Raw genomic sequence first — 23,458 nt, forward strand, 5'->3', positions numbered from 1 at the left:
GCGGGCAGCCGACGTTAACCGGCGGCCCGCATAGTCATTATGCTACGACGTACGGCAGCAGGCCGAGGAAGCGGGCGCGCTTGATGGCCTTGGCCAGCTCACGCTGCTTCTTCTGCGATACGGCGGTGATACGCGACGGAACGATCTTGCCGCGCTCGGAAATGTAGCGCTGCAGGAGACGAACGTCTTTGTAGTCGATCCTCGGAGCGTTGGCGCCGGAGAACGGGCAGGTCTTGCGACGGCGGTGGAACGGGCGGCGAGCCGCGGACGATGTTTCAGCCATTGTCAGTTCTCCTTATGCACGATCTTCGCGCGGACGGCGCTCGAAGCCACCTTCACGCGGGCCACGGTCCGGACGCGGACCACGATCGCCGAAGTCACGGCGCGGGCCACGATCATCGCGCGGACGGTCATCGCGGTCGCGCTTCTGCATCATAGCGGACGGGCCTTCTTCGTGGACCTCGACAGCGATGGTCATGTAACGAAGAATGTCTTCGTTGATGCGCATCTGGCGCTCCATTTCATGGACGGCAGCTGCCGGAGCGTCGATGTCCATCAGGGCGTAGTGAGCCTTGCGGTTCTTCTTGATGCGGTAGGTGAGGGACTTCAGACCCCAGTTTTCTACGCGCCCGACCTTGCCGCCGTTAGCTTCGAGAACACCCTTGTACTGTTCGACGAGGGCATCAACCTGCTGAGCGGACATATCCTGCCGGGCAAGGAATACATGTTCGTAAAGAGCCATTGTAGACTTGCCTTTCTTGCGGTTGTCACACCCGGATCCGGCGCTAAGCCTCAACGACTGCTCCTGATCGGATGAGCCGAGGCAAGAAAAGCGTTGTTCGAGACGGTCGAGAGCGGAGACACGGGAGACCGGAACCCTCTGGTTCCTGCGGCTTTCACGACGAAAACCAGCCCTCCGTTCAGCCACCAGCCAAATGACCGGGTGTTGTGAACAGCGCGCTTATACGGATTTTCCGGGGAAAGGCAAGGACTTTGCAAAGTTCGCCGTGCCGGTCAGGTCGCGGGTCTTGCTACCGACGCGCGGATGATTTGCGGCCTGCCACCGCCTCGACCTTCTTCGGCTCTGCTGTGAACTGCTCGACCGGCACGGGGCGACCGACATGGTAGCCCTGCAGGTGGTCGATCTTGTACTCTTCCATGAGAGCCTGTTGGTCTCCCGTCTCCACGCCTTCGACCAGGATGGTACGGGTCCTGTTCCGCAGCAAGCTGATGATGTCCTGCATCATCGTCCGGCCACGCTTCTGGTCGCAGTCATGCAGGAAGGAGCGGTCAATCTTCACCGTGTCGAAGTCGATCAGCCTAAGCCACGAGAGACCGGCGAAGCCTGTGCCGAAATCGTCGAGCCAGATCTGGACCCCCATTTTCTTCAGGTCGCTGATGCAGCGCAGGATATCGGAGTTCATCTCCATTTCCACGCCTTCGGTTATTTCGAACGCGAGGCGCCCGCCGGAGACACCGGTTTCGGCGAGGATAAGGGCGACAGACGCGGCGAAACCGGGCATCTTGAGCTGTATAGGCGAGACATTGACGCTGACGACCTGCACGAGGTCCTTCGCCAGAAGGTCGACGCAAACCGTCCGGATCGCCCATCGCCCAAGTTCGATAATGGCTCCTGTCCGTTCCGCGATAGGGATGAACACCGCCGGGGACACGGGCGCTCCGTCCAGCATTTTCAGCCGCATCAGCGCCTCGGCAGCTTCTATCGTGCCGCTCTGCACGCCACGGATCGGTTGATAGACGAGCGACACAAGCTTTTGCTCCAGGGCAATCTTCAGGATCGCCGCGATATGCTCGCTTTCGTCGCTGCTCTGCGGGTCGTCCGGATCGAAGAGCTTCACCCCGTTGCGGCCGTTGGCCTTGGCCGTGTAGAGGGCCCGATCGGCCTCGTGGATGATCTTTTCGAGCTTGACCGACTGGCCACGCGTCAGGGACGCACCGACGCTCACGGTGACAATCGAAATACCGTCGCGGCGCTGTCCGTGCGGCAGCGCCATTTCACGTACGGACCGGCATATGGTCTCGGCAAGGTCCGCGACCTCTTTCTGATCCTCGACTCGCGCGATGACGATGAACTCCTCGCCGCCATATCGCCCGATCGCCGCGTCATAATGGGATATGGCGTCGTACAGACCTTTCGCCACGGTGGTGAGGCAGCGATCGCCTTCCTGATGACCATAGCAGTCGTTATAGCGCTTGAAGAAGTCGACATCGACAAGCAGCACGGCGAACATCACGCCGTTTTCCTGCCAGTCCTGCCAGCGCGTGCGAAGGCGCTGATCGACCGCGCGTCGATTTTCGAGCCCGGTCAGTGGATCGGTGTTCGAGAGCCTGAGGAGCGCCTTGCCCCGTTCCTCCGATGCATTCTGCTGCAGGCGGGCCTCAAGCGCGTTCAGGAAGACCTTGAAACGCTCACGGTTCAGTTGGAGGTTCACGTAGGACGTAAATACGAAGCAGGATATGCAGAAGGCGCCAAGGATAAGTTTGTAGATCAGATCCATGGGCATGTAGGCGTAGAGCGACCCGAGGAAGATCGCCATTGTCGTTGTCGAGGCGGCGAGTGCCACCGGAAAGCGGAAGCTGAAAAACAGGTTCAGGCTCATCATGAAGATCGCGCCAAAAACCATGTAATAGGAGAATGACGCCGTCTCCGCAGTGTTCCAGCCGGTTAAAAGCCAGACCACGTAGCCGCTGAGAACGGCGGTTGCCGCCAGGACGTCCACCAGATTGGCGCTCGCCCGCAGGCGCAATGTCAGTTCCAGAAGGCAGAGCGAAACGATACCCACCGCAAACCGGCCCGCGACCGTCTGCGCGGCGACGTCTCGCAGGAACAGGACGTCTGTGAGGGAGTAAAGCAGGTATGCTGCGACAGCGATCCACAGACCATGCCGAGTGACCTGCTTGCGCTTGCTTTCACTTTCGCTGTCGTAAAGCGAGCGCAAGGATTCCGGAGCCGGCTTCATCGGCTCGCTGCGAAAGTCGGTCTCGATCATATCGGCCAATACATGCGTCATGCATTATCACCACCAGCCCTACGCCACCTCGCGAGAAACCTGCGTCTCGGGTGCAGCCGCCGCACTAACTCAAACCCTAAAAATTTCGTCTGCGCCGGCCGTTCAAAGGCCCTTTATGTGACACACACTACCTACATCGCGTTAACGTTTTCCAAATTCATTGAAATTGTAGGGGTCAAATTGGGAATTAACCAATCCTTGCGAATTCCAAGGCCCAAGCTGGCGTCGCTGGCAACTTTAGGGGTAGAGTTAACTGTATATTAACCAGTGAGGCTCCCATGGCTGAACTCAATTTTGCACTTGATGGCGAAAGCCTTATTACCCCCCAGTCTGTAAGCAAGGAACTTTCCTCCTCGTCTTCCGTCGACCAATTTGCCGAGCAGCTTCCCACTGCGAAGGCCGAGCTTGCGCTGATCATGCGCTTTGCAGTGCAGCGTATTGAAGATCGGGTGGACCCCGCCCAGACTGTCAAATGGCTCATCGGAGCCCTTCATGACATCCGCCACAAATTCGGACCTGCCATCTGGATGGAACTCATCCCGATCGTCCAGGCCCACCCTTCGGCCAGAATTTTCCAGCAGTGCCCGTTCACCCGCTGGTCTTTCGAAAAGCCGAGGGGCTACTCGGGCGATGCGAGCCTGATCGACTTCATCTACGGTCATCAGGATGTGGCGCACGAGGTGGCGAAGTCGACACCGCTTGGTCTCGGCATCTTCGAATACACGATCAACGCGCCCGGCCCGGTGGCCGTGCGGGAACGGCGGGATATCCTCACGCAGTACGTCGATGACATCGCCGCCGAGAAGGGGCCGGATACGGAAATTCTGACCGTTGCTGCCGGCCATCTTCGCGAGGCCGAAAAATCGGTCGCGCTTCGCAATGGCGGCATCAAGCGCTGGGTCGCTCTTGATCAGGATCCGATCAGCATCGGCACCATCTCCAGCCAGTTTGGCGGCACCTGCATCGAGGCGATCGACGGCTCGGTGCGTGGGCTTCTCGGAAAGAAGCACCAGATCGGCAAGTTCGACTTCATCTACGCGGCCGGTCTCTACGACTATCTGGCCGACAAGGTGGCGATCAAGCTCACCCAGGTCTGCATGGAGATGCTGAAGCCTGACGGTGTCTTTCTGTTTGCGAACTTCACCGATGAAATGGCCGATGATGGCTACATGGAGTCCTATATGAACTGGGAGCTCCTGCAGCGTTCGGAGGCGGACATGTGGCGGGTGATCAACTCCAGCGTTGAACGTAACACCGTGGACGCCCGCGTGTGGTTTGGCGACAACCGCAACATCATCTACGGAACGATCCGCAAGCGGGCGTAAAGTAGTGGCAGATCAGAAGTCATGGCCCGCCATTGGCGGGCCATTTCATTTTAAGGTACTAAACTTGCCGAGTGTGCTGGCCCAGGTCACACCTGAACCAGCGCGACCGTGTAGGCACCGTAAAACACGAGCATCGCTGCGGCCACGAGCCTCTTGACGCCCACATGCGTGAGGAGCAGGGCGGCGAACCCGAGGGTCACCACAAGCATCACCGGCACATCGAACATGCCGAACCGCGCATCGACGCCGATCGGCTGTATCACCGAGGTAACCCCGAGGATGAACAGGATGTTGAAGATATTCGATCCGACGATATTGCCGATCATGATGTCGGAGTGCTTGCGCAGCGCCGACATGACGCCGGTTGCAAGTTCGGGCAGGGAGGTGCCGACGGCGACCACTGTCAGGCCGATCACCGCTTCGGAGACGCCGAAATCGCGGGCAAGGCTTGTGGCGCCGCGCACCAGAAGCTCCGCTCCGACAAAGAGCGTGGCAAGACCGCCGAGAATGAGGAGCGCCATGAATCCCGGACCAAGCGTTTCGTGGCGAACGTCCTCATCCGCCGCACCCTTGCCCTGCACATACGCATAACCGAGATAGGCCGCCAGAACCGCGACCATCGCCAATCCGACGATCCGGCCAATCTCCCCGAACTGAACCAACCCCAGCAGCAGCAGCGATGCACCTATCATCACATAGGTGTCGCGCTTCACGCCTTTGTCCCAGTGCGTGATCGGGAAGATCATCGCACAGGCGCCGATGATCAACAGGATATTCGCCGTATTCGATCCGACCACGTTGCCGATCGCAATATCCGACGAGCCGGAGAGTGCGGCGCGGACGGAAACCAGAAGCTCCGGCATGGATGTGCCGAAGCCGACGATCACCAACGAGACGATCAGGGTCGGAAGGCCGAGTTTTTGTGCCAGCGCGATTGCGCCGCGCAGCAGCCATTCCGCACCAAAATAGAGACCGACCAGGCCCCCGAGAACCAGCACATAATCCAAGAAAATCCCCTTCTATTCGGGCGCGGGCGCCCTGCATCGACCGGAGAGCAGGTGGTAATCGGGTGTGTGTCTTTTCAAGAGCGACACGTTCACGAAAATGTTGGTCCGTGCTGACGGTACCGCTCAGATGGCCATGGGATACATGCGGTGCACCTTGGCAATCTCCCGCAACACATCCTCGGACAGCGTTATATCGGCCGAGCCGATGTCGATCTTCAACTGTTCCATGCTCGTTGCCCCGATGATGACCGAGGCCATGAACGGACGAGTCAGGCAAAAGGCGAGCGCCATCTGGGAAGGATCGAGGCCGTGATTGCGGGCGATATCCACATAGGCCCTCGTTGCCGGTTCCTGCATCGGCTTCAATCGCCCGCCGATGTCGCCGTTGATCGAAGCTCTTGAGCCGGCGGGCTTTTGCCCGTCGAGATACTTGCCGGACAGGATACCGCCAGCGAGAGGTGAATAGGCGAGAAGACCGACCTCCTCGTGATGCGAAAGTTCCGCCATGTCGAGGTCATGCGTTCGGTAGAGAAGATTATATTCGTTCTGCACCGTCGCCACGCGCGGAAGCCCGCGGCTTTCGGCGAGCGAAATGAATTTTTGTGTTCCCCACGTCGTCTCGTTGGATAGTCCGATCGCACGAATCTTGCCTGCCTTGACGCAGACATCGAGCGCTTCCAGCTTTTCCAGCATCCCGTCGATCGCAGCCTGCCGGTCCTGCGTCGAAGGATCGTATGTCCAGACCTGCCGGAAGTGGTAGTGGCCGCGGTTCGGCCAGTGAATCTGGAAGAGATCGATGTAGTCGGTCTGCAAACGCGTCAGGCTCGCATCGACCGCCTCTATGACGGTCTGGCCGGTGATTGGTCGCCCTTCCCGAATATAGGACCGCCCCGCGCCGGCGACCTTGGTAGCAAGCACCACATCCTTTCGTTTGCCGGTCTTAGCAAACCAGTTGCCGATGATCTTTTCGGTAAGAGTGTAGGTTTCCGGGGAAAGGGGAGTGGTCGGATAGAGTTCTGCCGTGTCGAAGAAGTTGACGCCGTTTTCCACGGCATAATCCATCTGCGCAAAGGCCTCAGCCTCGGAATTCTGCGAGCCCCAGGTCATGGTGCCGAGGCAGATTTCGGACACGGAAATGCCAGTGCGGCCGAGTGTGTTGTATTTCATGGAACGTCCCGGTTTCTGAAGAAGGCTGCGAGCTTGGAAGGCGAGACGCGAATTTAGGCCGCTTCGTCGTCCGCGCAAGTCGTTTCAGGTCATTTCTGTTACGCCTATTGCCTCGCCGCAACAGGCTGATCACTTGACTCCCGCCGGACAAACGTGAATTGGAGGGCAAAAAGATCAGGGAAGGACGACCGCCTATGTCAGTCGCATTCACGTTTCCAGGCCAGGGCAGCCAGTCCGTCGGCATGGGCAAGGAGCTGGCCGAAACCTATGCCGAGGCGCGTGCCGTGTTCGAGGAGGTCGATGAGGCACTCGGCGAAAAGCTGTCGGCGGTGATGTTCGACGGCCCGGAAGAGACGCTCACCCTCACCGCGAATGCCCAACCCGCCCTGATGGCCGTTTCCATGGCCGTGATCCGCATTCTGGAGGCGAGGGGCCTCAACCTCAAGGACAAGGTCTCCTTTGTTGCCGGTCATTCGCTTGGCGAATACTCAGCACTCTGCGCTGCCGGAACCTTTTCGCTCGCCGACACGGCGCGGCTTCTGCGCATTCGCGGCAATGCCATGCAGGCTGCCGTGCCGGTAGGCGAGGGCGCCATGGCGGCGATCATCGGCCTCGAGCACGGGGACGTAGAGGCCGTGTGTCAGGAGGCGTCCACCGCCGGTTCATGCCAGATCGCCAACGACAACGGCGGTGGCCAGCTCGTCATTTCCGGCGCGAAGGCCGCCGTCGAAAAAGCAGCCGCACTGGCGTCTGAAAAGGGCGCAAAGCGTGCCATCATGCTGCCGGTCTCCGCACCCTTCCATTCCGCGCTGATGGCCCCTGCCGCCGATGCCATGCGTGAGGCGCTTTCCAAGGTCGAAAAGAAAAGCCCGGTCGTGCCGCTGATCGCCAATGTCCGTGCCGCGCCGGTAACGGACGCCCAAGAGATTGCCGCATTGTTGGTGGAGCAGGTCACCGGTCAGGTCCGCTGGCGCGAGACCGTTGAATGGTTCGGCGCCAATGGCGTGACGACCCTCTATGAATTGGGCTCCGGCAAGGTGCTGACCGGCTTGGCCCGGCGCATCGATAAGACCGTCAATGGCATCTCCGTCAATACGCCGGCAGATATCGACGCCGCTCTGGCGACGATGCTCGGCTGACCACGTTCGAAAGAAAAGGATAGAAACATGTTCGATCTTTCAGGCCGCAAGGCCCTTGTGACCGGCGCGACCGGCGGCATCGGCGAGGAGATCGCCCGCCAGTTGCACGCGCGTGGCGCCATTGTCGGCTTGCACGGGACCCGTGTGGAAAAGCTCGAAGCGCTTGCCGCAGAGCTAGGCGATCGTGTGAAGATCTTCCCGGCCAACCTGTCGGATCGTGACGAGGTCAAGGCGCTCGGCGAGAAGGCCGAAGCCGAACTTGAGGGTGTCGACATTCTCGTCAACAATGCCGGCATCACCAAGGATGGCCTTTTCGTCCGCATGTCCGATGCCGACTGGGATGCGGTGCTTGAGGTCAACCTCACCGCCGTCTTCCGTCTGACGCGTGAACTCACCCATCCAATGATGCGTCGTCGTTTTGGCCGTATCATCAACATCACATCTGTCGTCGGCGTCACCGGCAATCCAGGCCAGGCCAACTATTGCGCTTCCAAGGCTGGCATGATCGGCTTCTCCAAATCCTTGGCGCAGGAGATTGCCACTCGCAACGTGACCGTCAACTGCGTCGCTCCGGGCTTTATCGAAAGTGCGATGACCGGCAAGCTGAACGACAAGCAGAAGGAAGCCATCATGGGTGCCATACCCATGAAGCGTATGGGCACCGGTGCGGAAGTCGCGTCCGCGGTGGTTTATCTCGCTTCCAACGAGGCCAGCTACATGACAGGTCAGACACTGCATGTGAATGGCGGCATGGCAATGATCTGATCCGCCTCAACCACCTGCAAAATTGGGTGTTGAGCGGATCGGACACGCACATTTTCTGGCTTTGCGACGGGAGTAAACCGTGTTAAGCGGGCCATGACTGTGAACAGTCGCCCCTTCAAGGGCATACGGCAATTGCGTTTTTCCACGATGTTGCCGAATGTGGACGGGGCCGAACGGGTTTGCCGGACGATAGGCAGAAATGCGTTGTCCGGCTTTGACAGGCAAAGGGTCCATCATGGACCTTTGTGATGATTAAAGGTCGAGGAAACCGACATGAGCGATATCGCAGAACGCGTAAAGAAAATTGTTGTAGATCACCTGGGCGTTGAAGCCGACAAGGTCGTTGAGAGCGCCAGCTTCATTGATGATCTGGGCGCGGATTCGCTCGACACGGTCGAACTGGTCATGGCGTTCGAAGAGGAATTCGGCGTCGAAATCCCGGACGATGCTGCTGACTCGATCCTGACCGTCGGCGACGCTGTCAAGTTCATCGAGAAAGCCCAGGCCTGATCGAGCGCGATCCGAAATGGAATGGGCAGTCGCTGCCCGTTCCCTCTGGCCCGCTTAGTGCGGGCCTCTCTGTTTTGAGTGGCATCTGCGAATAGGTGGGGTCAGCCGACGATGAGACGTGTCGTTATCACCGGGACCGGGATGGTATCCCCCTTGGGATGCGGAACGGAAGTGACGTGGTCCCGGCTTCTGCAGGGGCAGAGCGGTGCTCGCCTCGTGACGGAATTCGAGGTCGATGACCTCCCCGCCAAAATTGCCAACCGCATTCCTGTGGGCGATGGAAGTGACGGCACGTTCAATGCCGATGACTGGCTGGAGCCCAAGGAACAGCGCAAGGTCGATCCCTTTATCATTTATGCGATCGCGGCCGCCGACATGGCGCTGGCCGATGCTGACTGGCACCCGCAAACGGATGATGACCAGATTGCTACCGGCGTTCTGATTGGCTCCGGCATCGGCGGAATCGAGGGCATTGTCGAGGCTGGATACACGCTGCGCGACAAGGGCCCCCGTCGTATATCGCCATTTTTCATCCCGGGCCGCCTGATCAACCTCGCCTCTGGCCAGGTTTCGATCAAGCACAAGCTGCGCGGTCCCAACCACTCCGTTGTCACCGCATGCTCGACGGGTGCCCACGCCATCGGTGACGCCAGCCGTTTGATCGCTCTCGGCGATGCCGACGTGATGGTGGCCGGAGGCACGGAGTCACCGATCAGCCGTATATCGCTTGCCGGCTTTGCCGCCTGCAAGGCGCTGTCCACGGCCCGTAACGACGAGCCGACCAAGGCGTCGCGTCCCTACGATCGCGACCGGGACGGGTTTGTCATGGGCGAAGGAGCGGGCGTTGTGGTTCTTGAAGAACTCGAACACGCGAAGGCACGCGGCGCGAAGATCTACGCCGAAGTCGTCGGCTACGGACTGTCGGGCGACGCGTTCCACATAACCGCTCCGTCTGAAGACGGTGAGGGCGCCTACCGCTGCATGACGATGGCGCTGAAGCGCGCGGGCCTGGGCGCCTCCGACATCGACTATATCAACGCCCATGGCACTTCGACTATGGCCGACACGATCGAGCTCGGGGCCGTTGAGCGCCTTGTCGGCAATGCCGCGTCGAAGATCTCAATGTCGTCCACGAAGTCCGCGATAGGGCATCTGCTCGGAGCGGCGGGGGCGGTCGAAGCCATCTTCTCCGCGCTCGCGATCCGTGACAATGTCGCTCCTCCCACGCTCAATCTCGATAATCCCGACGTCGAGACGGCGATAGACCTTGTCCCGCATGTGGCGCGCAGACGCGACATCAATGTTGCGCTGTCGAACTCATTCGGCTTCGGCGGTACCAACGCTTCACTCGTATTGCGTCGCTACGAAGGTTGACGAGCGGCCTGCGGGCTGCGCCGGATTGTGGATCGCTCCCGTCGAGGCTGGCCGAACCGGTATTTTGCCGCAATGCTCGGCGAGACAGCGGAGCCGATTACTTTGAGAGGACTGCCGTGACCGATAACAGTCAGAACGATGGGATCCAGTTTGGCCGAACCGGTGATGCACCGCGGCCGGCGAGCGGACCCATCATTCCGAAGTCGCCGACAGAAGCGCTCCGGCCGGAACGCGTTCCGCAGCCGCCGCGTCGCTCCCGAAAGGCGCGCAGCCAGTTAGTCATTTTCCTGAACTTCCTGATGACCTTGGCGGTCGCCGTTTGTGTCGTGGCCGTCGCTGGCTTCTACTATGTCATGTCCGCCTATCAGGAGCGCGGACCGCTCCCGACCAATGCCCACTTCGTCGTGCAGAATGGTGCAGGCCTTGCGGCCATCGCCAACAGTCTCGAGCGCAACGGCCTGGTGTCGGACGCGCGTATCTTCCGTTATGTCACGGCGACCTACCTTCGTGACGGCGAGACGCTGAAAGCGGGAGAGTACGAGATCAAGGCGAACGCCTCCATGAAAGAGATCATGGAACTGCTGAAATCAGGTAAGTCGATTCTGTACGCCTTCTCGGTGCCCGAGGGACTGACTGTGAAGCAGGTTTTCCAGCGCTTGGCCAACGACGAGATTCTGGAAGGTGAGGTGCCTGAGGACTTGCCTGCGGAGGGCAGCCTGCGTCCCGATACCTACAAGTTCTCCCGAGGTACCACCCGCGGCGAAATCGTCCAGCAGATGCTGGCGGCGCAGCAGCGGCTTGTCGACGACATCTGGGAGCGGCGCGATCCGGATCTGCCGATCAAGACCAAGGAAGAGTTTGTGATACTCGCCTCCATCGTCGAGAGGGAGACCGGCAAGGATGACGAGCGCGCCCATGTGGCGTCCGTATTCATGAACCGCCTGAGCAAAGGCATGCGCCTTCAGTCGGATCCCACCATCGTCTACGGTTTGTTCGGCGGTGACGGGAAGCCTTCTGATCGTCCGATCTATCAGTCGGATCTGAAGAAGGAGACCCCGTACAATACCTATGTCATCAAGGGTCTTCCGCCAGGACCGATCGCTAATCCAGGCAAGGCCGCGCTTGAGGCTGTGGCGCAGCCGTGGAAGACCGAAGACCTGTATTTCGTGGCTGATGGCACCGGAGGGCACGCTTTTGCAGCGACGCTTGACGAGCACAACGCCAACGTCCGCCGCTGGCGCAAGATAGAAGCCGAGCGCGGCGTCGACCCCGATGTGGTGGTCGAGGCCGGGAGCGAAGACGCCAACTGATACGGGAAGGGAACCTGCCATGACGCTGCAATCCATGACCGGCTTTGCCCGCAGCGAAGGCACCAGTGGGCGCTACCGCTGGGCGTGGGAGTTGCGCTCCGTCAACGGCAAGGGTCTGGATGTGCGACTTCGCCTGCCGTCCGGCATGGAAGGCTATGAAGCCGAGGCCAAGCGTCTCGTGTCCGAGAAGTTCTCCCGCGGCAATCTGCAGGTCTCGCTGACCGTGTCCGTGGCCGAGACCAGGATCGAGGCGGTGCTCAACCGCGACGCGCTGGCGGCTGTCCTGGCGCTGCGCGAGGAAATCGGACCAGAGCTTATCGATATGGCGCCGATGAAGCTGGACACGCTCATGGGCATTCGCGGTCTCGTCGAGTTGCAGGAAGCCCCGGACAGTGACGAAGCCGTCGAAGCGCGAGAAGCAGTGATCCTTGCAGGCCTGGCCGACGCAGTCGATTCTCTGCGCCTGATGCGTGAAGGCGAGGGCGAGGCATTGAAAACCGTGCTCGCCGCTCATGTGGATCGCATCGAAGAACTGACGCGCACCGTCGAGCAGGATCCATCCCGCACACCTGCTGAAATTATCAGGAAGCTGGAGAGCCAGATATCCGCCCTGATCGACAGCGCCCCGTCTCTTGATCGTGACCGTCTCCATATGGAGGCGGCTTTGCTCGCCACCAAGGCCGATCTGCGCGAGGAAATCGACCGGCTCAATGCCCATGTTTCTGCCGCACGGGAACTCCTGGAGAAGGGCGGGCCGATTGGGCGCAAGCTCGATTTCCTGGCGCAGGAATTCAATCGCGAATCGAATACTATCTGTTCCAAGTCGAATTCTGTCGCTGTCACGGCGGCCGGCATCGAACTGAAGGTCGTGATCGACCAGTTCCGCGAGCAGGTTCAAAATCTGGAGTAGTTATGGCGACGGGGCAGACGGGGGCGATCGAGGTCGCCAGGCGGGGACTGATGCTGGTGATTTCCTCCCCCTCAGGGGCGGGAAAATCGACGATTGCGCGCACTTTGCTTGAGAAGGATCGCAACATCGGCATTTCAGTCAGCGTCACGACGCGCGAACGGCGCCAGAGCGAGATCGAAGGCGTGCACTACCACTTCGTCTCCAAGCGGGAATTCGAGCGCCTCAGGGATTCAGACTCGCTGCTCGAATGGGCCGAGGTGCACGGCAACTTCTACGGCACCCCGCGTGAACCGGTCGAACGGGCCATGTCGGACGGCCGGGATATGTTGTTTGACGTCGACTGGCAGGGTGCCCAGCAGATGCAGGACAAGATGGGAGCGGACATTGTCTCGATCTTCATCCTTCCGCCCACGATGGCCGAGCTGCAGTCCCGCCTTCATCGTCGTGCGGAGGATACCGAGGAGGTTATCCAGACGCGCCTTGCAAATTCGCGGGCGGAGATCGCCCATTGGCGCGAATACGATTACGTGATCATCAACGATGATCTCAACAACGCCTTTGACGCCGTTCAGTCGATCGTAAAGGCCGAGCGCCTGCGCCGGGATCGTCGGCATGGGTTGTTCGATTTCGTAAACGACCTTGTAAAGTAGCGCACAAGACTAGCCGTCAGGTTGTGGCTGAATATTTTTCTGCCTTTAAAATTCAATTTAACTAAAGTTAAACATAATACGCGCACAGATTGTGTCGAACTTATCGCTCGACCTGATGGGGGACAACGTGCGCCTTATCGATATTCCCGTGAAGTGGCGGTTGCTGGCGGCGCTGGCAGTGCCTTTGGCCGCTGCAGCGACTCTTTCCTATCTGCAAGCCGTGACGACGTTTCAAAGTTACAGAGATGCGAAACATCTGCAGGATGTAGGATCCGACTTGGCGGTTATTGGCGATCTCGTCCACCAATTACAGGGCGAACGTGGTATGACAGCCGGCTTTTTGAGCTCCAAGGGACAGAAGCTCGGCAAGGAGATGATGGCCATGCGCGAGAAAGCGGGCCCACAACTCCAATCGATGAACACGGTGATCGACCACATTTCAGCTGAGGGAGATCCGGCTCTCATCCGTCATGTTGACACCATCCGTACCGAGCTTGCCATGATCGCTGACATTCGCGGACGGATCGACAGACTGGAGGTGGAACGGGGCGAAGCCTTTGCCTACTACACCGGAACGATCATCCACCTCATGAATCTCTCGCGAGAGTTTTCCCTGGCAGTAACGTCCAAAAGCGTGACCGGCAAGCTGGTCGCCTACAGTCTGCTGATGAACGCGAAGGAGGTGGCCGGACAGGAGCGTGGCATGGGCAATGGCTATATCACCGCCGGCGCCTTCGATGCGAAAACCTATCTTCAGTTTATCGGTCTGCACGGCGCCCAGCTGGCGCTTCTGAACCAGTACATAGAGCTCTTGCCAGAAGATGTGCGCCCGCAGTTCAAGGCCGAGATCGAGAGTGAGGATGCGAGGAAAGTTCAGGAATATCGGAGCCGGATGCTGTCACTCGAAGCATCCAGGGATCTTTCCGGGCTTGACGCACGGGAGTGGTTTGACTTCACCACCCGGCGCATCGAACACCTCAAGGAAATCGAAAACGAAACGTTGGCCGGTATCATAGAGGATGCCAAAATTTTGGCCGATTCCGAGTTGCGGCACCTTCTTGTTGTCGTGTCGATCGTCGGCGGCGGTTTCGTGCTTGCGTTTCTCATGACCGGCTCGTTGACCTATACCGTGGTTCGCCCTCTTGGCATGCTGACGGACGCTGTGCAGCGGCTGGCGGCGGGAGAGGTTGACGTGCATCTGATCCACTCCGAGGGCAAGGACGAGATTGGTCGCATGGGACAGGCGATCCGTCAGTGCATCGCGAACTCGGAGGAACAGGCGGCGCGCGAACGTGAGGAGGAGCTTCGACAGATCGCGGCGAAGCAGGCGCGTGAGCGGGAAGCCGAACAGGAGCGGGCCCTGCGCGCCGAACAGATCAGCTTCGCTGTGGATCAATTGGCCGGAGGGCTGGACGCGCTTGCCGCCGGCAACCTCGGTTACCGGGTAAACCGCTCCTTCGCGCCGGACCTCGATGCATTGCGGCAGAATTTCAACAGTTCCATGGACAGGCTGCTGGACGTCATGTCGACGATCAGCGACGGGACGCGGACAATTCACGGTGGAACCAAGGAACTGCAGCAGGCAGCGAACAGCCTCGCTCAACGAACTGAAAGACAGGCCGCCGCCCTTGAGGAGGCCTCCGCCTCGCTGGGAGAGGTTACCGGCACTTTGAGAGACTCCGCCAAGCGTGCGGAACAGGTCGGCATGCTGGTCGGGCGGGCGACCGTGGATGCGCGTCGATCCGCCGAGGTGGTGGTGAGCACCGTAGAAGCCATCGGCCAGATTGAGCAGTCTTCAGGCCAGATCAGTCAGATCATTGGCGTCATCGATGAAATTGCTTTCCAGACCAATCTTCTCGCGCTGAACGCCGGCGTCGAGGCGGCTCGCGCGGGCGAGGCAGGAAAGGGATTTGCTGTCGTCGCCCAGGAAGTCCGAGAGTTGGCCCAAAGATCGGCCAGTGCCGCGCGTGAGATCAAACAGCTCATAGAGCGCTCGGCGCGCGAAGTGAAGGCAGGCGTTGATCTCGTTGGCGAGACGGGCCAGGCCCTAAAGGGGATCGAGGAACATGTTGCGCGCATCAACGATGAAGTGTCCGCGATTGTCCGCGCCACGCAGGAACAGTCGGCGGCACTCGGCGAAATCACGGCCGCGATCAACCAGATGGATCAGGTGACGCAGCAGAACGCGGCGATGGTCGAGGAAACGAACGCCTCAACCCATGGGCTCGCGACGGAGGCGGATCGTCTGAAAGAGCAGGTGAGCGTGTTCGACATCCGGACCGCACCGCCTTCGGCGCAGGCTGCCTGAGCGAAGTCTATGTCGAATGTCCGCAGAACGCCGTTGGTCAAAGTAGATTAGCGAGCCTTACGAACTCTTCGACCGAGAGTGTTTCCGCCCGGCGCGCCGGATCGATGTCCGCCTTGAGGAGCAACGCCTCGCCGCCGAGCGGTTTCAGGCTCTGGCGGAGCATCTTGCGGCGCTGGCCGAAGGCGGCGTGCGTCACTCTCTCGAGCTTGCCCGCGTCGCACGGCAGTGGCGAGGGGCGCGGCACCAGATGCACCACTGTTGACGTCACCTTCGGCGGCGGCGTAAAGGCCTGAGGCGGAATGTCGAATGCCATGTGCGCATCCGTCCGCCAGCCACAGAGAACGCCGAGGCGGCCGTAGTGATCGTCGTCCTCCTGTGCCACGATGCGCTGGCCCACTTCCTTCTGAAACATCAGCGTCAAGGACTGCCAGAAAGGTGGCCACCGACCGGGAAGGAGCCAGTCGATGAGCAATTGCGTGCCGACATTATAGGGGAGGTTCGCGATGATCTTCACCGGCTCTTCGGCTGGGACCAAGGCTGCAAAGTCGGTTTTAAGAGCGTCGCCCTCGATCACGTCCAGCCGTCCAGGATAGTGACCAGCAATCTCGGCAAGCGCCGGCAGGCAACGGCTGTCGCGCTCGACAGCGACAACCTTTTTTGCACCCAGCGCCAGAATGGCGCGCGTCAGCCCACCAGGACCGGGACCGACCTCGAATACCGTCACGCCTTCCAGCGACCCGGCGGTACGCGCAACCTTTTGCGTCAGATTGAGGTCGAGCAGGAAATTCTGGCCGAGCGCCTTACGGGCGTCGAGCCCGTGCCGCGCGATGACATCGCGCAGCGGCGGCAATCCATCGAGCGCCGCCATCAGGACGTTGCCACTGTTCGACCGGTGATGCTGTCGGCCAGCTTGAGCGCCGCGATCAGGCTGTTCGGTCTGGCTATTCCCGTTCCCGCCAGGCCGAACGCAGTGCCGTGATCGGGCGACGTGCGAACGAACGGCAGGCCAAGCGTCACGTTGACCGACTCGTCGAAGTCGAGTGCCTTGACCGGAATGAGCGCTTGATCATGATACATACACACGGCGACGTCGTAACGTCGGCGGGCATCATCGTGGAACATCGTGTCCGCAGGTAGCGGCCCGAATGCGTCAATGCCGAGATCGCGCACCTTCATCACGGCCGCATGGACGATATCTTCGTCCTCGGTCCCGAGCGCGCCGCCTTCACCCGCGTGGGGATTGAGACCCGCGACCGCCAGCCTTGGAGAAGCAAGTCCAAAACGGCCCTTGAGATCGGCCGAGACAATGCGGCAGGTTTCGACAATCGCATGCTCCGTCAGTGAACCCGGCACATCCTTGAGAGGAATATGCACGGTCACGGGAACAGCCCTGAGCTTGGGCCCGGCCAGCATCATCACGGGTCGATAGGCTTCATTCGTTCGCCGGCTTGCCAGATCCGCCAGAAATTCGGTGTGGCCCGGAAACTTGAAGCCGGACTCGTAAAGGACGGATTTTGCAATGGGATTGGTCACGACGCCGCGCACCTTGTCCTCCATGCAGAGGGCAACCGCCGTCTCGATCGCAGCGATGGTGGTTTTTGCGGTGGCCACATGCGGCTGGCCGGCGACCACGTCGATATCGCCACGTAGCGGAAGAACGGGCATGGCACCGTCAAACACGGCGGTCGTTTCGTTTACGTCCGTTTCGTGGATCGGCACATCCAGCTCCAGCTGGCGGGCACGAACTGCCAACACTGCAGGATCGCCGATATAAATAAAGGGCGGGATCGCCTTCTCCCGCCTCTGACGCCACGCCATCAAGGCGATGTCGGGGCCGATACCTGCGGGGTCCCCTTGGGTGAGGGCGAGGGGACGGTCTGAGCTGGCGGCCATATGCTGTCTTTCAGTCGACGATCAGCGATACACGATCTGCGCTTTGCTTCGCAGTTCTTCGATATACTTCTCGGAATTCGGATCGTCGCCCTTTTTCTCCTTGCCGATATCCTCGGCACGGAACACTACCTCTGCCGCAACATCGTCCGAGACCTGGCGCTGATTGCAGATCGCCAGATACTCGACGCCTTTTTCGGTGACGCGCGTGGCGGTCGTGCCGTTCGACGCCTTTTCGATCAGCGGCTTCCACTCGTCCGGCAATTCGGGTGCCATCACGCGGCCAAGATTGCGGATCGAGACATCCAGGTAATTCCGGGCAAAGTCCATGGCCCCGTCGCAGCCGGGGAACTTGGAACGCGATGCTTCCGCCTCGGCCTTACGTTTGCCGGTGATCGCATTCCGTTTCGATGCGGGCACGACGAAGATGACCTGCTTGAGGAAGTACTCGGTCGTCACCGGCTTCTGCTTGTTCTCAAGCATCTTGGCAATCACGTCCTGCTTGCTCAGTCCACCCGCACGTCCGCCGTAGCGGGCGTTGACGAGGCGAGGCCAGCTCATCTGCACCGCGAGGAATGACTTGAAATGCTCCACGCCGACACCGGCCTGTCCGAGGATTCCCGCCATCTGCTTCGGAGAAAGCTTGTTGGAGGCGGCGAAACGCTCGAAAGCCTTGTCTACTTCGGTGACGCTGACGGATGCGCCAACACGGGCGATCTCCTGCCGCTTCAGCGCTTCGGTGACAAGTTCCTCCAGCGCCAGCTTGTTCAGATTTCCGCTCCGGCGCTGCAGGCGCAGGAATGCTGCACGCTTCGCCACGTCGCCGCTCGTGATCGCGGTCTTGTTCACAACCGCCCTGATCTGACTCGCAGCCACAACAGGCGTCGGTACGAACGCCACGGAGGAGGCGACCGACACGGCCAGGAAAGCAGAAAGGATCGCCGCGCTCACGCCCTTGCGTCCATTGATCATCGAAAACCCCTTGCATTGCGTGCCAATTCACTGATGAACGTCATCAGCCGGGCACGGCGAGTATAATGTCACTCTCCGATTGCACAATCCTTTGGGCAAAACAATGACATGTGACCCTTAAGGCGTAACGCGATCGATCAAGCCTGTATCCGCAGCCGGATCAGCCGTCGAAACCGTCAATATCCGGGCTCCCGATCTGCACGTCGCCGAGTGTGCGGAAGGTGAGGCGTGCGCCGATCGACCAGTCGCTTGCTGACTCGTTCGTGATGTCACGCTTGCTGCTGTAACCGATCGAGAAGATGGTGCATTCGTCGGCATAGGAGATACCAATTCCGTGACGGTTGATCACGGCATTATTGATGTCCCAGGTCATGGAACCGAAAAGCGACCAGTATTCGTCCACCTTGACCGAGCTCGATGCCTGGAGTTCGTCGTTGTCAGACGTAAAACCATACTCTGGCTGAGCGGCGATCTGCGTGTATGTCAGATTTGCCTGCAGGTCCTCGTTTGCAAACGACAACGTGGCGTCTGTCCGCCGCAGTGACAGATCGTCCTCGTCCAGACGCGCGTTCGCCGCCAGAGAGACACCATTCGGCAAATCAATCGCGGCCATGCCGACGTAGTCCGAGACGTCTGTCTCAAGTCCTGAGTCTGCGCCGACCATCACGAGGTCGTCCGTCGCGAATGAGTTCAACCCTGCAAGGTGATAGGACTGACCGACAATGCTACGAAGACCTATTCCGTTGTCGAAAGAGCCGGTGTAGCGGATACCGACATTCGCCCGGGTGCCGCCCTCGACCCTGTCGAAGCCGGAGAATTTGTCCCGTTCGAAAAGGTTGGTGGCATCGAATACAAAGCTCTGAGCATCCTCGTTCGGCAGGCGTCCCGCCAGCCGCTCGTCGTTGCGCGCGTAGACCTGCGCGATCGGCTCGAAGATATGGGTGCTGTTGTCAGTGGTCACGAGCAGCGGGTACCGCGCCTCAAGGCCAGCAGTCAGCATGTAGCGCGAGGCGGTGTCCTCTTCGTAGTAATTGCCCGTATATCCACCCGGATTGTCCATCGCCAGGCCATAGCCGTCCCCACGCGCGGCGAGCAGAGGGGTCAGTTGCAGACCGCCCGGCATATTGACGCTGCGTTTCCACTCCGCTTCTGCTGTCAGGCGGGTGACGTTACCCTTAAGGCCGCGATAGCGCGTCAGGTCGTCAATACCGTCGCCGTTCGTGTCGACACTCGGATCGTCGGTCTTGAAGCGGGAAACCGACGTAAAGTTGAACGTCGCCGACAGCTGTCCGCCCGCCACCGGCTCCGGAGCATAATACTCGTAGTCAACGACTGGCAGAACGGTCGGCTGCTGCTTCTCCGCATTCTCCTCGGGATCGGCATCCTGCACGTCGAAATAATAACCGCGCATGTCGAACGAGTTACGTTTCCCCAGTCCTGTCAGGTAGATCTGGTTGGTATGCGTGGTATCGTCGAGGCCATCAAGTTCGTAGGTGCGCGCGAAGTTGTTGTCGGTTTGCGCCATCACGTCCCAGCCGAAAGACCAACGCGGATTGATCTTGAATTCGCCCTTGGAGGACACCATCCCACGCCAGTCTTTTTCGGCGTCGCTCGTTCCCGCATCGAACTTGTCTGGGTTCATCTGGTTGATGCCGGCGATGCGTAAAGAGGCGCTGCCCTTTTCGAAGCGCTGACGTATCTCGCCGTCGAGAAGCACCCCCTGCGAGGTAAAGCCGGTCGCGCTGACAGTCGCGTCCATATGGTTGGAAATGGCGTAATAGTAGGGGATGGTGATGCCGAAGCCGATGTTCTCCGCTGTCCGCATGGTCGGGAACAGGAAGCCCGACTTGCGCTTGACGGTATGGTCCGGAACTTCGATTGCCGGAACCGTCGCGATCGGTCGGCCGAACAGTTCAAAACGCGCTTTCTCGAGCCGGACGGTGTGCTTCTCGCCGTTCTGAATGACACGCTCGGCCTTGACCTGCCATAGCGGCGGTTTCTCCGGATGTTCGGCGCAAGGCAGGCAGGCGGTGTAAACCCCCTTGTATAGAATCAGATCGGTTCCGTTGACCCGCTCGCCCCGCTCAGCCGCCAGGCGGGTGTTGTCCGTCGTCTCGATCCGCAGCGCACTGACGAAGCCGTCAGCGAAGTTGTCGGTGACATCCAGCGTATCGGCATACATGCGGTTGCCGTTTGGCTCGACCAGCTCGATATCGCCATAGGCCATCATTCGGCCGCTCTTCTGGTCGTAGACGACGCGGCGCGCGACCATCTGGTAGCTGGCGTAGTTGATCTGCACGCCTCCGACTGCGGTGATACGCTCTGCATCACGGTCGTAGAGCAGCTCGTTTGCCGCAAGTATGAGCTTCGCGTCGGCCGGAATGGTCGGTTCGAGCGCGCTAACCGAATTGTTCTGCTGAGCCATTGCAGGCTGATACGCAGGCGCGACAAGAAGCGCAGCCGTGCTTGTCAGCAGAGCCGCGAGGAGCCGCCTGATCGTTTTGCGGTCACCTGCTGCCGCCACTAACCGTCCTCCTGATGAAGCAGAATCGTCGCCCCGAGCGAGAGCGCTACGACCACTGGAACCCAGGCCGCCACGAAGGGCGGAACGACGCCACTGCTTCCGAATGCTCTCACGAGCACCGAAACGACATAAAGCACGAAGCCGGATAGGATTCCACCCAGAATCACCGAGCGGGATTGGTTGAACCTGCTGAATTTCAATGAAACAGTTGCGGCAATAAGTGTCATGGCCACCAGGAGTAGGGGCAGGGAAATCAATGAATGATACTGTGTCTCGAGCGCCTTTGTCGACACACCGAAAGATCGTGCAACTGCGATTTTGTTAGAAAGATCATAAAATGCAACGGTTTCCGGCGTGGCCAGGCGCTCCTGAACAAATTCTCTTTGTAGATTGGTATCGACCTTGGCTGTGGCGAGCCTTGTGGGAATTTCACCCGGTCGAGTCTCTGTGACGTCGTTAAGCAGCCAGTAACCCTCTTTCAACTTTGCCGAGGCGGCGTCCTGTCGGAGGATGATTCGACCGTCCCCGTCGAAGTGGATGAGAACCGCGTCGACAAGAAGCGTTCCTTCTTCCATGACGGTTCTCGCCCCGAGAATGACGTCCTGATTGCCGCTGATCTGTCTCAACCACGGGATTGATCGGGAGCTCGCATTGTTTCCGGATTGGCGCCATTCCGACTGCGTCTGCAGGGCCTGTCGCTGTCCCCACGCGGCGAGCGGATTGAGCGCGAATGTGGTGACCAGACCCACGACGAATGCGCCCAACACAAAGGGTGTCATAAACTGCCACACGGAGATGCCGGCGGCTCGCGCCACGACCAGTTCCGATTTCCGGTTCAGCGCGATCAGTACCGTCATGCCCACGAAAAGCGTGATGAATGGGACCGTCTGCTGAAAGATAAGCGGAAGCCGCAGCGCGGTCAGATAAAGCGCGCCGGCAACCGTAAACCCGTCGAGGTCCGAGAAACGTCCCGTTGTCTCGCTGAAATCGATCAAGAAGGTGATCGAGGCCACGCCAAGGAAAAACCACAAGGTCACCACGACGTAACGCTTCAGAAAATACCGGCCGAGCGTCGTGATCATCGCGGCCCACCCTTGGGGTTGTCGATCCCGTCGATCCTTGCCTGCACGGCGCTCAGCCACCCCGAGCTATGTCGCGTGAAGGCTGCCGGCATGCGCAGGGCTCGTCCGCGCAACAAAACAAGAAGCGCGCCACCACCAGCCACCAGTGGAACCAGGTAAGGAAGCGGCGTGTAGGCGGGACTGCGCTCAACAAGGTTCACGGTGTAGCTTGAAAGCCAGTAGAGACCGAGTGCGGTTGTCAGTGTGATCGCCATCGGATGGAGCCGCGCTTCCCGATGCGAGCGAGCGTCTCCCGCGATGACCAGCGATATCAGGGCGACGACCATCGGCATAAGCCAGCCTGTCAGCCGCTCGTGAAACTCAGCACGATATTCACCCGGTGATTTGATGACGTCAGGGTCCGTCGGGTCCGGCGACATAAGAAAGAAAAGATCCCGATCATTGGCCTTGTAACGAGCCTGGCCGCGAGTCTGGGACAATTCCGAAAGATCGAAGGAGTAGGAATCGAAGCGAACGACCGACACGTTACCGTCCGGAGCCTTCCGCTGAACTTCACCGTCCCGCATCACCAGCGCCTTTCCGCTTTCGTCGACGGCCCCTTCGCGCGCGTAGTAGATAAGGTCGAAGTTGGGATCTCGCGAATCGGCGACGAACAGCCCCTTGAGGATGCGCCCCGACAGCCGCTCGGAAATCTGCACGTAAAGGCCGTCGCCAACCCGTCGAAATGTCTTTTCCTCGATGACCGAGGAGAGAAGGTCGGCATAGGCCGCCGCGATCATGTCGCGCGCAGCCACCCTGAGCTTCGGTTCGACGAAATTGCTCAAGGTGAATGAGAAGGCGCAGAGCGCGGCGGCGAGAACGATAACGGGGCGGTTGATGATGCTTCGTGGCGCTCCGGCCGCGTCGATGACCGGTAGTTCGGAGTCGTTGTTCATGGCGGTCAGCGTTTGCGTGATTCCGATGACCAGCGCGAAAGGCATCACGGCCGGGATGAGCGTCGGCAAAATAAGACTTGCGAGCTTCATGAACGAACCGATCGACTGCCCGCTATCGGTCACCAGGTTGATGCGCGCCAATACCTGGGTCGTCCATATGATCGCCAGCACAGGCAGTAACGCGGTCAGAAACATCTGCCAAACGCGTTTGAGAACATAGGCTTCGAGAAGCTTCATCCGGTAACCTGATTTGTCCAGCGGGGACGATAACATCCAATTCGACCGGCTTATTACGCTGTCGAAACCGTTTTGGCGACAGGCAACATGAAGGGCAGAACGTCCTCCCCGTCGGTTCCTCGGACACGCGGCAGCAAAGACACAGGACGCACCGACGGCAGAGTGCCCTCGCTTTTTCACCGGGATTGAGGCGATAATCGGAACAGTCGCGCAGCGCGGTGTGCCCAAGCCCATGCATCAAGGGGTTGGGAAGTAAAATGTCGAACCGCTCTTGCCTTGCCGGCCGAAACCGACATGATCGCGCCTGACAGATAGCATACC

20 protein-coding genes are annotated in these 23,458 nt (G+C 59.8%); 9 read left to right on the plus strand and 11 right to left on the minus strand.

From position 1 onward, the window contains the following. Positions 1-37: 37 nt before the first annotated feature. From rpsR to J5J09_RS07955, 3 genes are all read right to left on the minus strand, one after another. Positions 38-283 carry a 30S ribosomal protein S18 gene (gene rpsR / locus J5J09_RS07945; RefSeq protein ID WP_208549121.1) on the minus strand — a complete coding sequence of 82 codons (246 nt, stop codon included), beginning with the start codon at positions 281-283 and terminating at the stop codon, positions 38-40. A 12-nt stretch (positions 284-295) separates the two neighbouring features. After that, a complete protein-coding gene (gene rpsF / locus J5J09_RS07950) occupies positions 296-742 on the minus strand; it encodes a 30S ribosomal protein S6 (protein WP_208549122.1) in 447 nt (148 codons plus the stop codon). 289 nt (positions 743-1,031) lie between these two features. Continuing rightward, entirely contained in the window at positions 1,032-3,032 is a 2,001-nt protein-coding gene (locus J5J09_RS07955) for an EAL domain-containing protein (RefSeq protein ID WP_208549123.1), read from the minus strand. A gap of 278 nt (positions 3,033-3,310) precedes the next feature. Between J5J09_RS07955 and J5J09_RS07960 the strand changes: the two genes are divergently transcribed. Then, the gene (locus tag J5J09_RS07960; RefSeq protein WP_208549124.1) at positions 3,311-4,357 is read left to right on the plus strand and encodes a class I SAM-dependent methyltransferase; all 1,047 of its coding nucleotides are present in this window, start codon (positions 3,311-3,313) and stop codon (positions 4,355-4,357) included. 86 nt (positions 4,358-4,443) lie between these two features. On the opposite strand, the gene J5J09_RS07965 is transcribed toward J5J09_RS07960, so the two are convergent. Together J5J09_RS07965 and J5J09_RS07970 are read right to left on the minus strand one after the other, a co-directional pair. Beyond that, positions 4,444-5,355: a calcium/sodium antiporter gene (locus J5J09_RS07965; RefSeq protein WP_348646479.1), complete on the minus strand. Its 912-nt coding sequence runs from the start codon at positions 5,353-5,355 to the stop codon at positions 4,444-4,446. Between the two features lie 132 nt (positions 5,356-5,487). Next, positions 5,488-6,531 carry an aldo/keto reductase gene (locus J5J09_RS07970; protein WP_208549126.1) on the minus strand — a complete coding sequence of 348 codons (1,044 nt, stop codon included), beginning with the start codon at positions 6,529-6,531 and terminating at the stop codon, positions 5,488-5,490. Between the two features lie 194 nt (positions 6,532-6,725). On the opposite strand from J5J09_RS07970, the gene fabD reads away from it, so the two are divergent. The 8 genes from fabD to J5J09_RS08010 all read left to right on the plus strand — a co-directional run bounded on the left by fabD (position 6,726) and on the right by J5J09_RS08010 (position 15,497). Then, positions 6,726-7,670 (plus strand): ACP S-malonyltransferase, encoded by a 945-nt coding sequence (fabD, locus tag J5J09_RS07975; RefSeq protein ID WP_208549127.1) that lies wholly within the window; start codon positions 6,726-6,728, stop codon positions 7,668-7,670. 27 nt (positions 7,671-7,697) lie between these two features. After that, the gene (fabG, locus tag J5J09_RS07980) at positions 7,698-8,435 is read left to right on the plus strand and encodes a 3-oxoacyl-[acyl-carrier-protein] reductase (RefSeq protein ID WP_208549128.1); all 738 of its coding nucleotides are present in this window, start codon (positions 7,698-7,700) and stop codon (positions 8,433-8,435) included. A 273-nt stretch (positions 8,436-8,708) separates the two neighbouring features. Then, entirely contained in the window at positions 8,709-8,945 is a 237-nt protein-coding gene (locus tag J5J09_RS07985; protein WP_120663470.1) for an acyl carrier protein, read from the plus strand. A gap of 111 nt (positions 8,946-9,056) precedes the next feature. Next, positions 9,057-10,319 (plus strand): beta-ketoacyl-ACP synthase II, encoded by a 1,263-nt coding sequence (gene fabF, locus J5J09_RS07990; RefSeq protein WP_208549129.1) that lies wholly within the window; start codon positions 9,057-9,059, stop codon positions 10,317-10,319. 143 nt (positions 10,320-10,462) lie between these two features. Continuing rightward, positions 10,463-11,629, plus strand: coding sequence for an endolytic transglycosylase MltG (mltG, locus tag J5J09_RS07995; protein WP_208553349.1), 1,167 nt, complete (start codon positions 10,463-10,465; stop codon positions 11,627-11,629). Positions 11,630-11,648: 19 nt separating this feature from the next. Further along, positions 11,649-12,539: a YicC/YloC family endoribonuclease gene (locus J5J09_RS08000; protein ID WP_208549130.1), complete on the plus strand. Its 891-nt coding sequence runs from the start codon at positions 11,649-11,651 to the stop codon at positions 12,537-12,539. 2 nt (positions 12,540-12,541) lie between these two features. Beyond that, the gene (gmk, locus tag J5J09_RS08005; protein ID WP_208549131.1) at positions 12,542-13,189 is read left to right on the plus strand and encodes a guanylate kinase; all 648 of its coding nucleotides are present in this window, start codon (positions 12,542-12,544) and stop codon (positions 13,187-13,189) included. Positions 13,190-13,304: 115 nt separating this feature from the next. Beyond that, the gene (locus J5J09_RS08010; protein WP_281436215.1) at positions 13,305-15,497 is read left to right on the plus strand and encodes a methyl-accepting chemotaxis protein; all 2,193 of its coding nucleotides are present in this window, start codon (positions 13,305-13,307) and stop codon (positions 15,495-15,497) included. A 37-nt stretch (positions 15,498-15,534) separates the two neighbouring features. Here the strand turns inward: J5J09_RS08010 and rsmA are convergent, their stop codons facing one another. The 6 genes from rsmA to J5J09_RS08040 form a co-directional block, all read right to left on the minus strand. After that, positions 15,535-16,365, minus strand: a complete 831-nt coding sequence (gene rsmA, locus J5J09_RS08015; protein ID WP_208549133.1) for a 16S rRNA (adenine(1518)-N(6)/adenine(1519)-N(6))-dimethyltransferase RsmA — start codon at positions 16,363-16,365, stop codon at positions 15,535-15,537. Then, positions 16,365-17,390, minus strand: coding sequence for a 4-hydroxythreonine-4-phosphate dehydrogenase PdxA (gene pdxA / locus J5J09_RS08020; protein WP_208549134.1), 1,026 nt, complete (start codon positions 17,388-17,390; stop codon positions 16,365-16,367). Before pdxA ends, rsmA begins: the two co-directional genes overlap by 1 nt. A 21-nt stretch (positions 17,391-17,411) precedes the next feature. Beyond that, on the minus strand, positions 17,412-18,359 hold the full coding sequence (locus J5J09_RS08025) for a peptidylprolyl isomerase (RefSeq protein WP_208549135.1): 948 nt from the start codon (positions 18,357-18,359) through the stop codon (positions 17,412-17,414). 160 nt (positions 18,360-18,519) lie between these two features. Then, positions 18,520-20,784, minus strand: coding sequence for an LPS-assembly protein LptD (locus J5J09_RS08030; RefSeq protein WP_246745935.1), 2,265 nt, complete (start codon positions 20,782-20,784; stop codon positions 18,520-18,522). Between the two features lie 98 nt (positions 20,785-20,882). Then, a complete protein-coding gene (gene lptG / locus J5J09_RS08035) occupies positions 20,883-21,965 on the minus strand; it encodes an LPS export ABC transporter permease LptG (protein WP_208549137.1) in 1,083 nt (360 codons plus the stop codon). Beyond that, a complete protein-coding gene (locus J5J09_RS08040; protein WP_208549138.1) occupies positions 21,962-23,137 on the minus strand; it encodes an LptF/LptG family permease in 1,176 nt (391 codons plus the stop codon). The genes lptG and J5J09_RS08040 overlap by 4 nt, the downstream gene beginning before the upstream one ends. Positions 23,138-23,458: the final 321 nt, after the last annotated feature.

Source organism: Ciceribacter sp. L1K22, assembly GCF_017599385.1.
In the GTDB taxonomy this organism is placed as follows: domain Bacteria; phylum Pseudomonadota; class Alphaproteobacteria; order Rhizobiales; family Rhizobiaceae; genus Allorhizobium.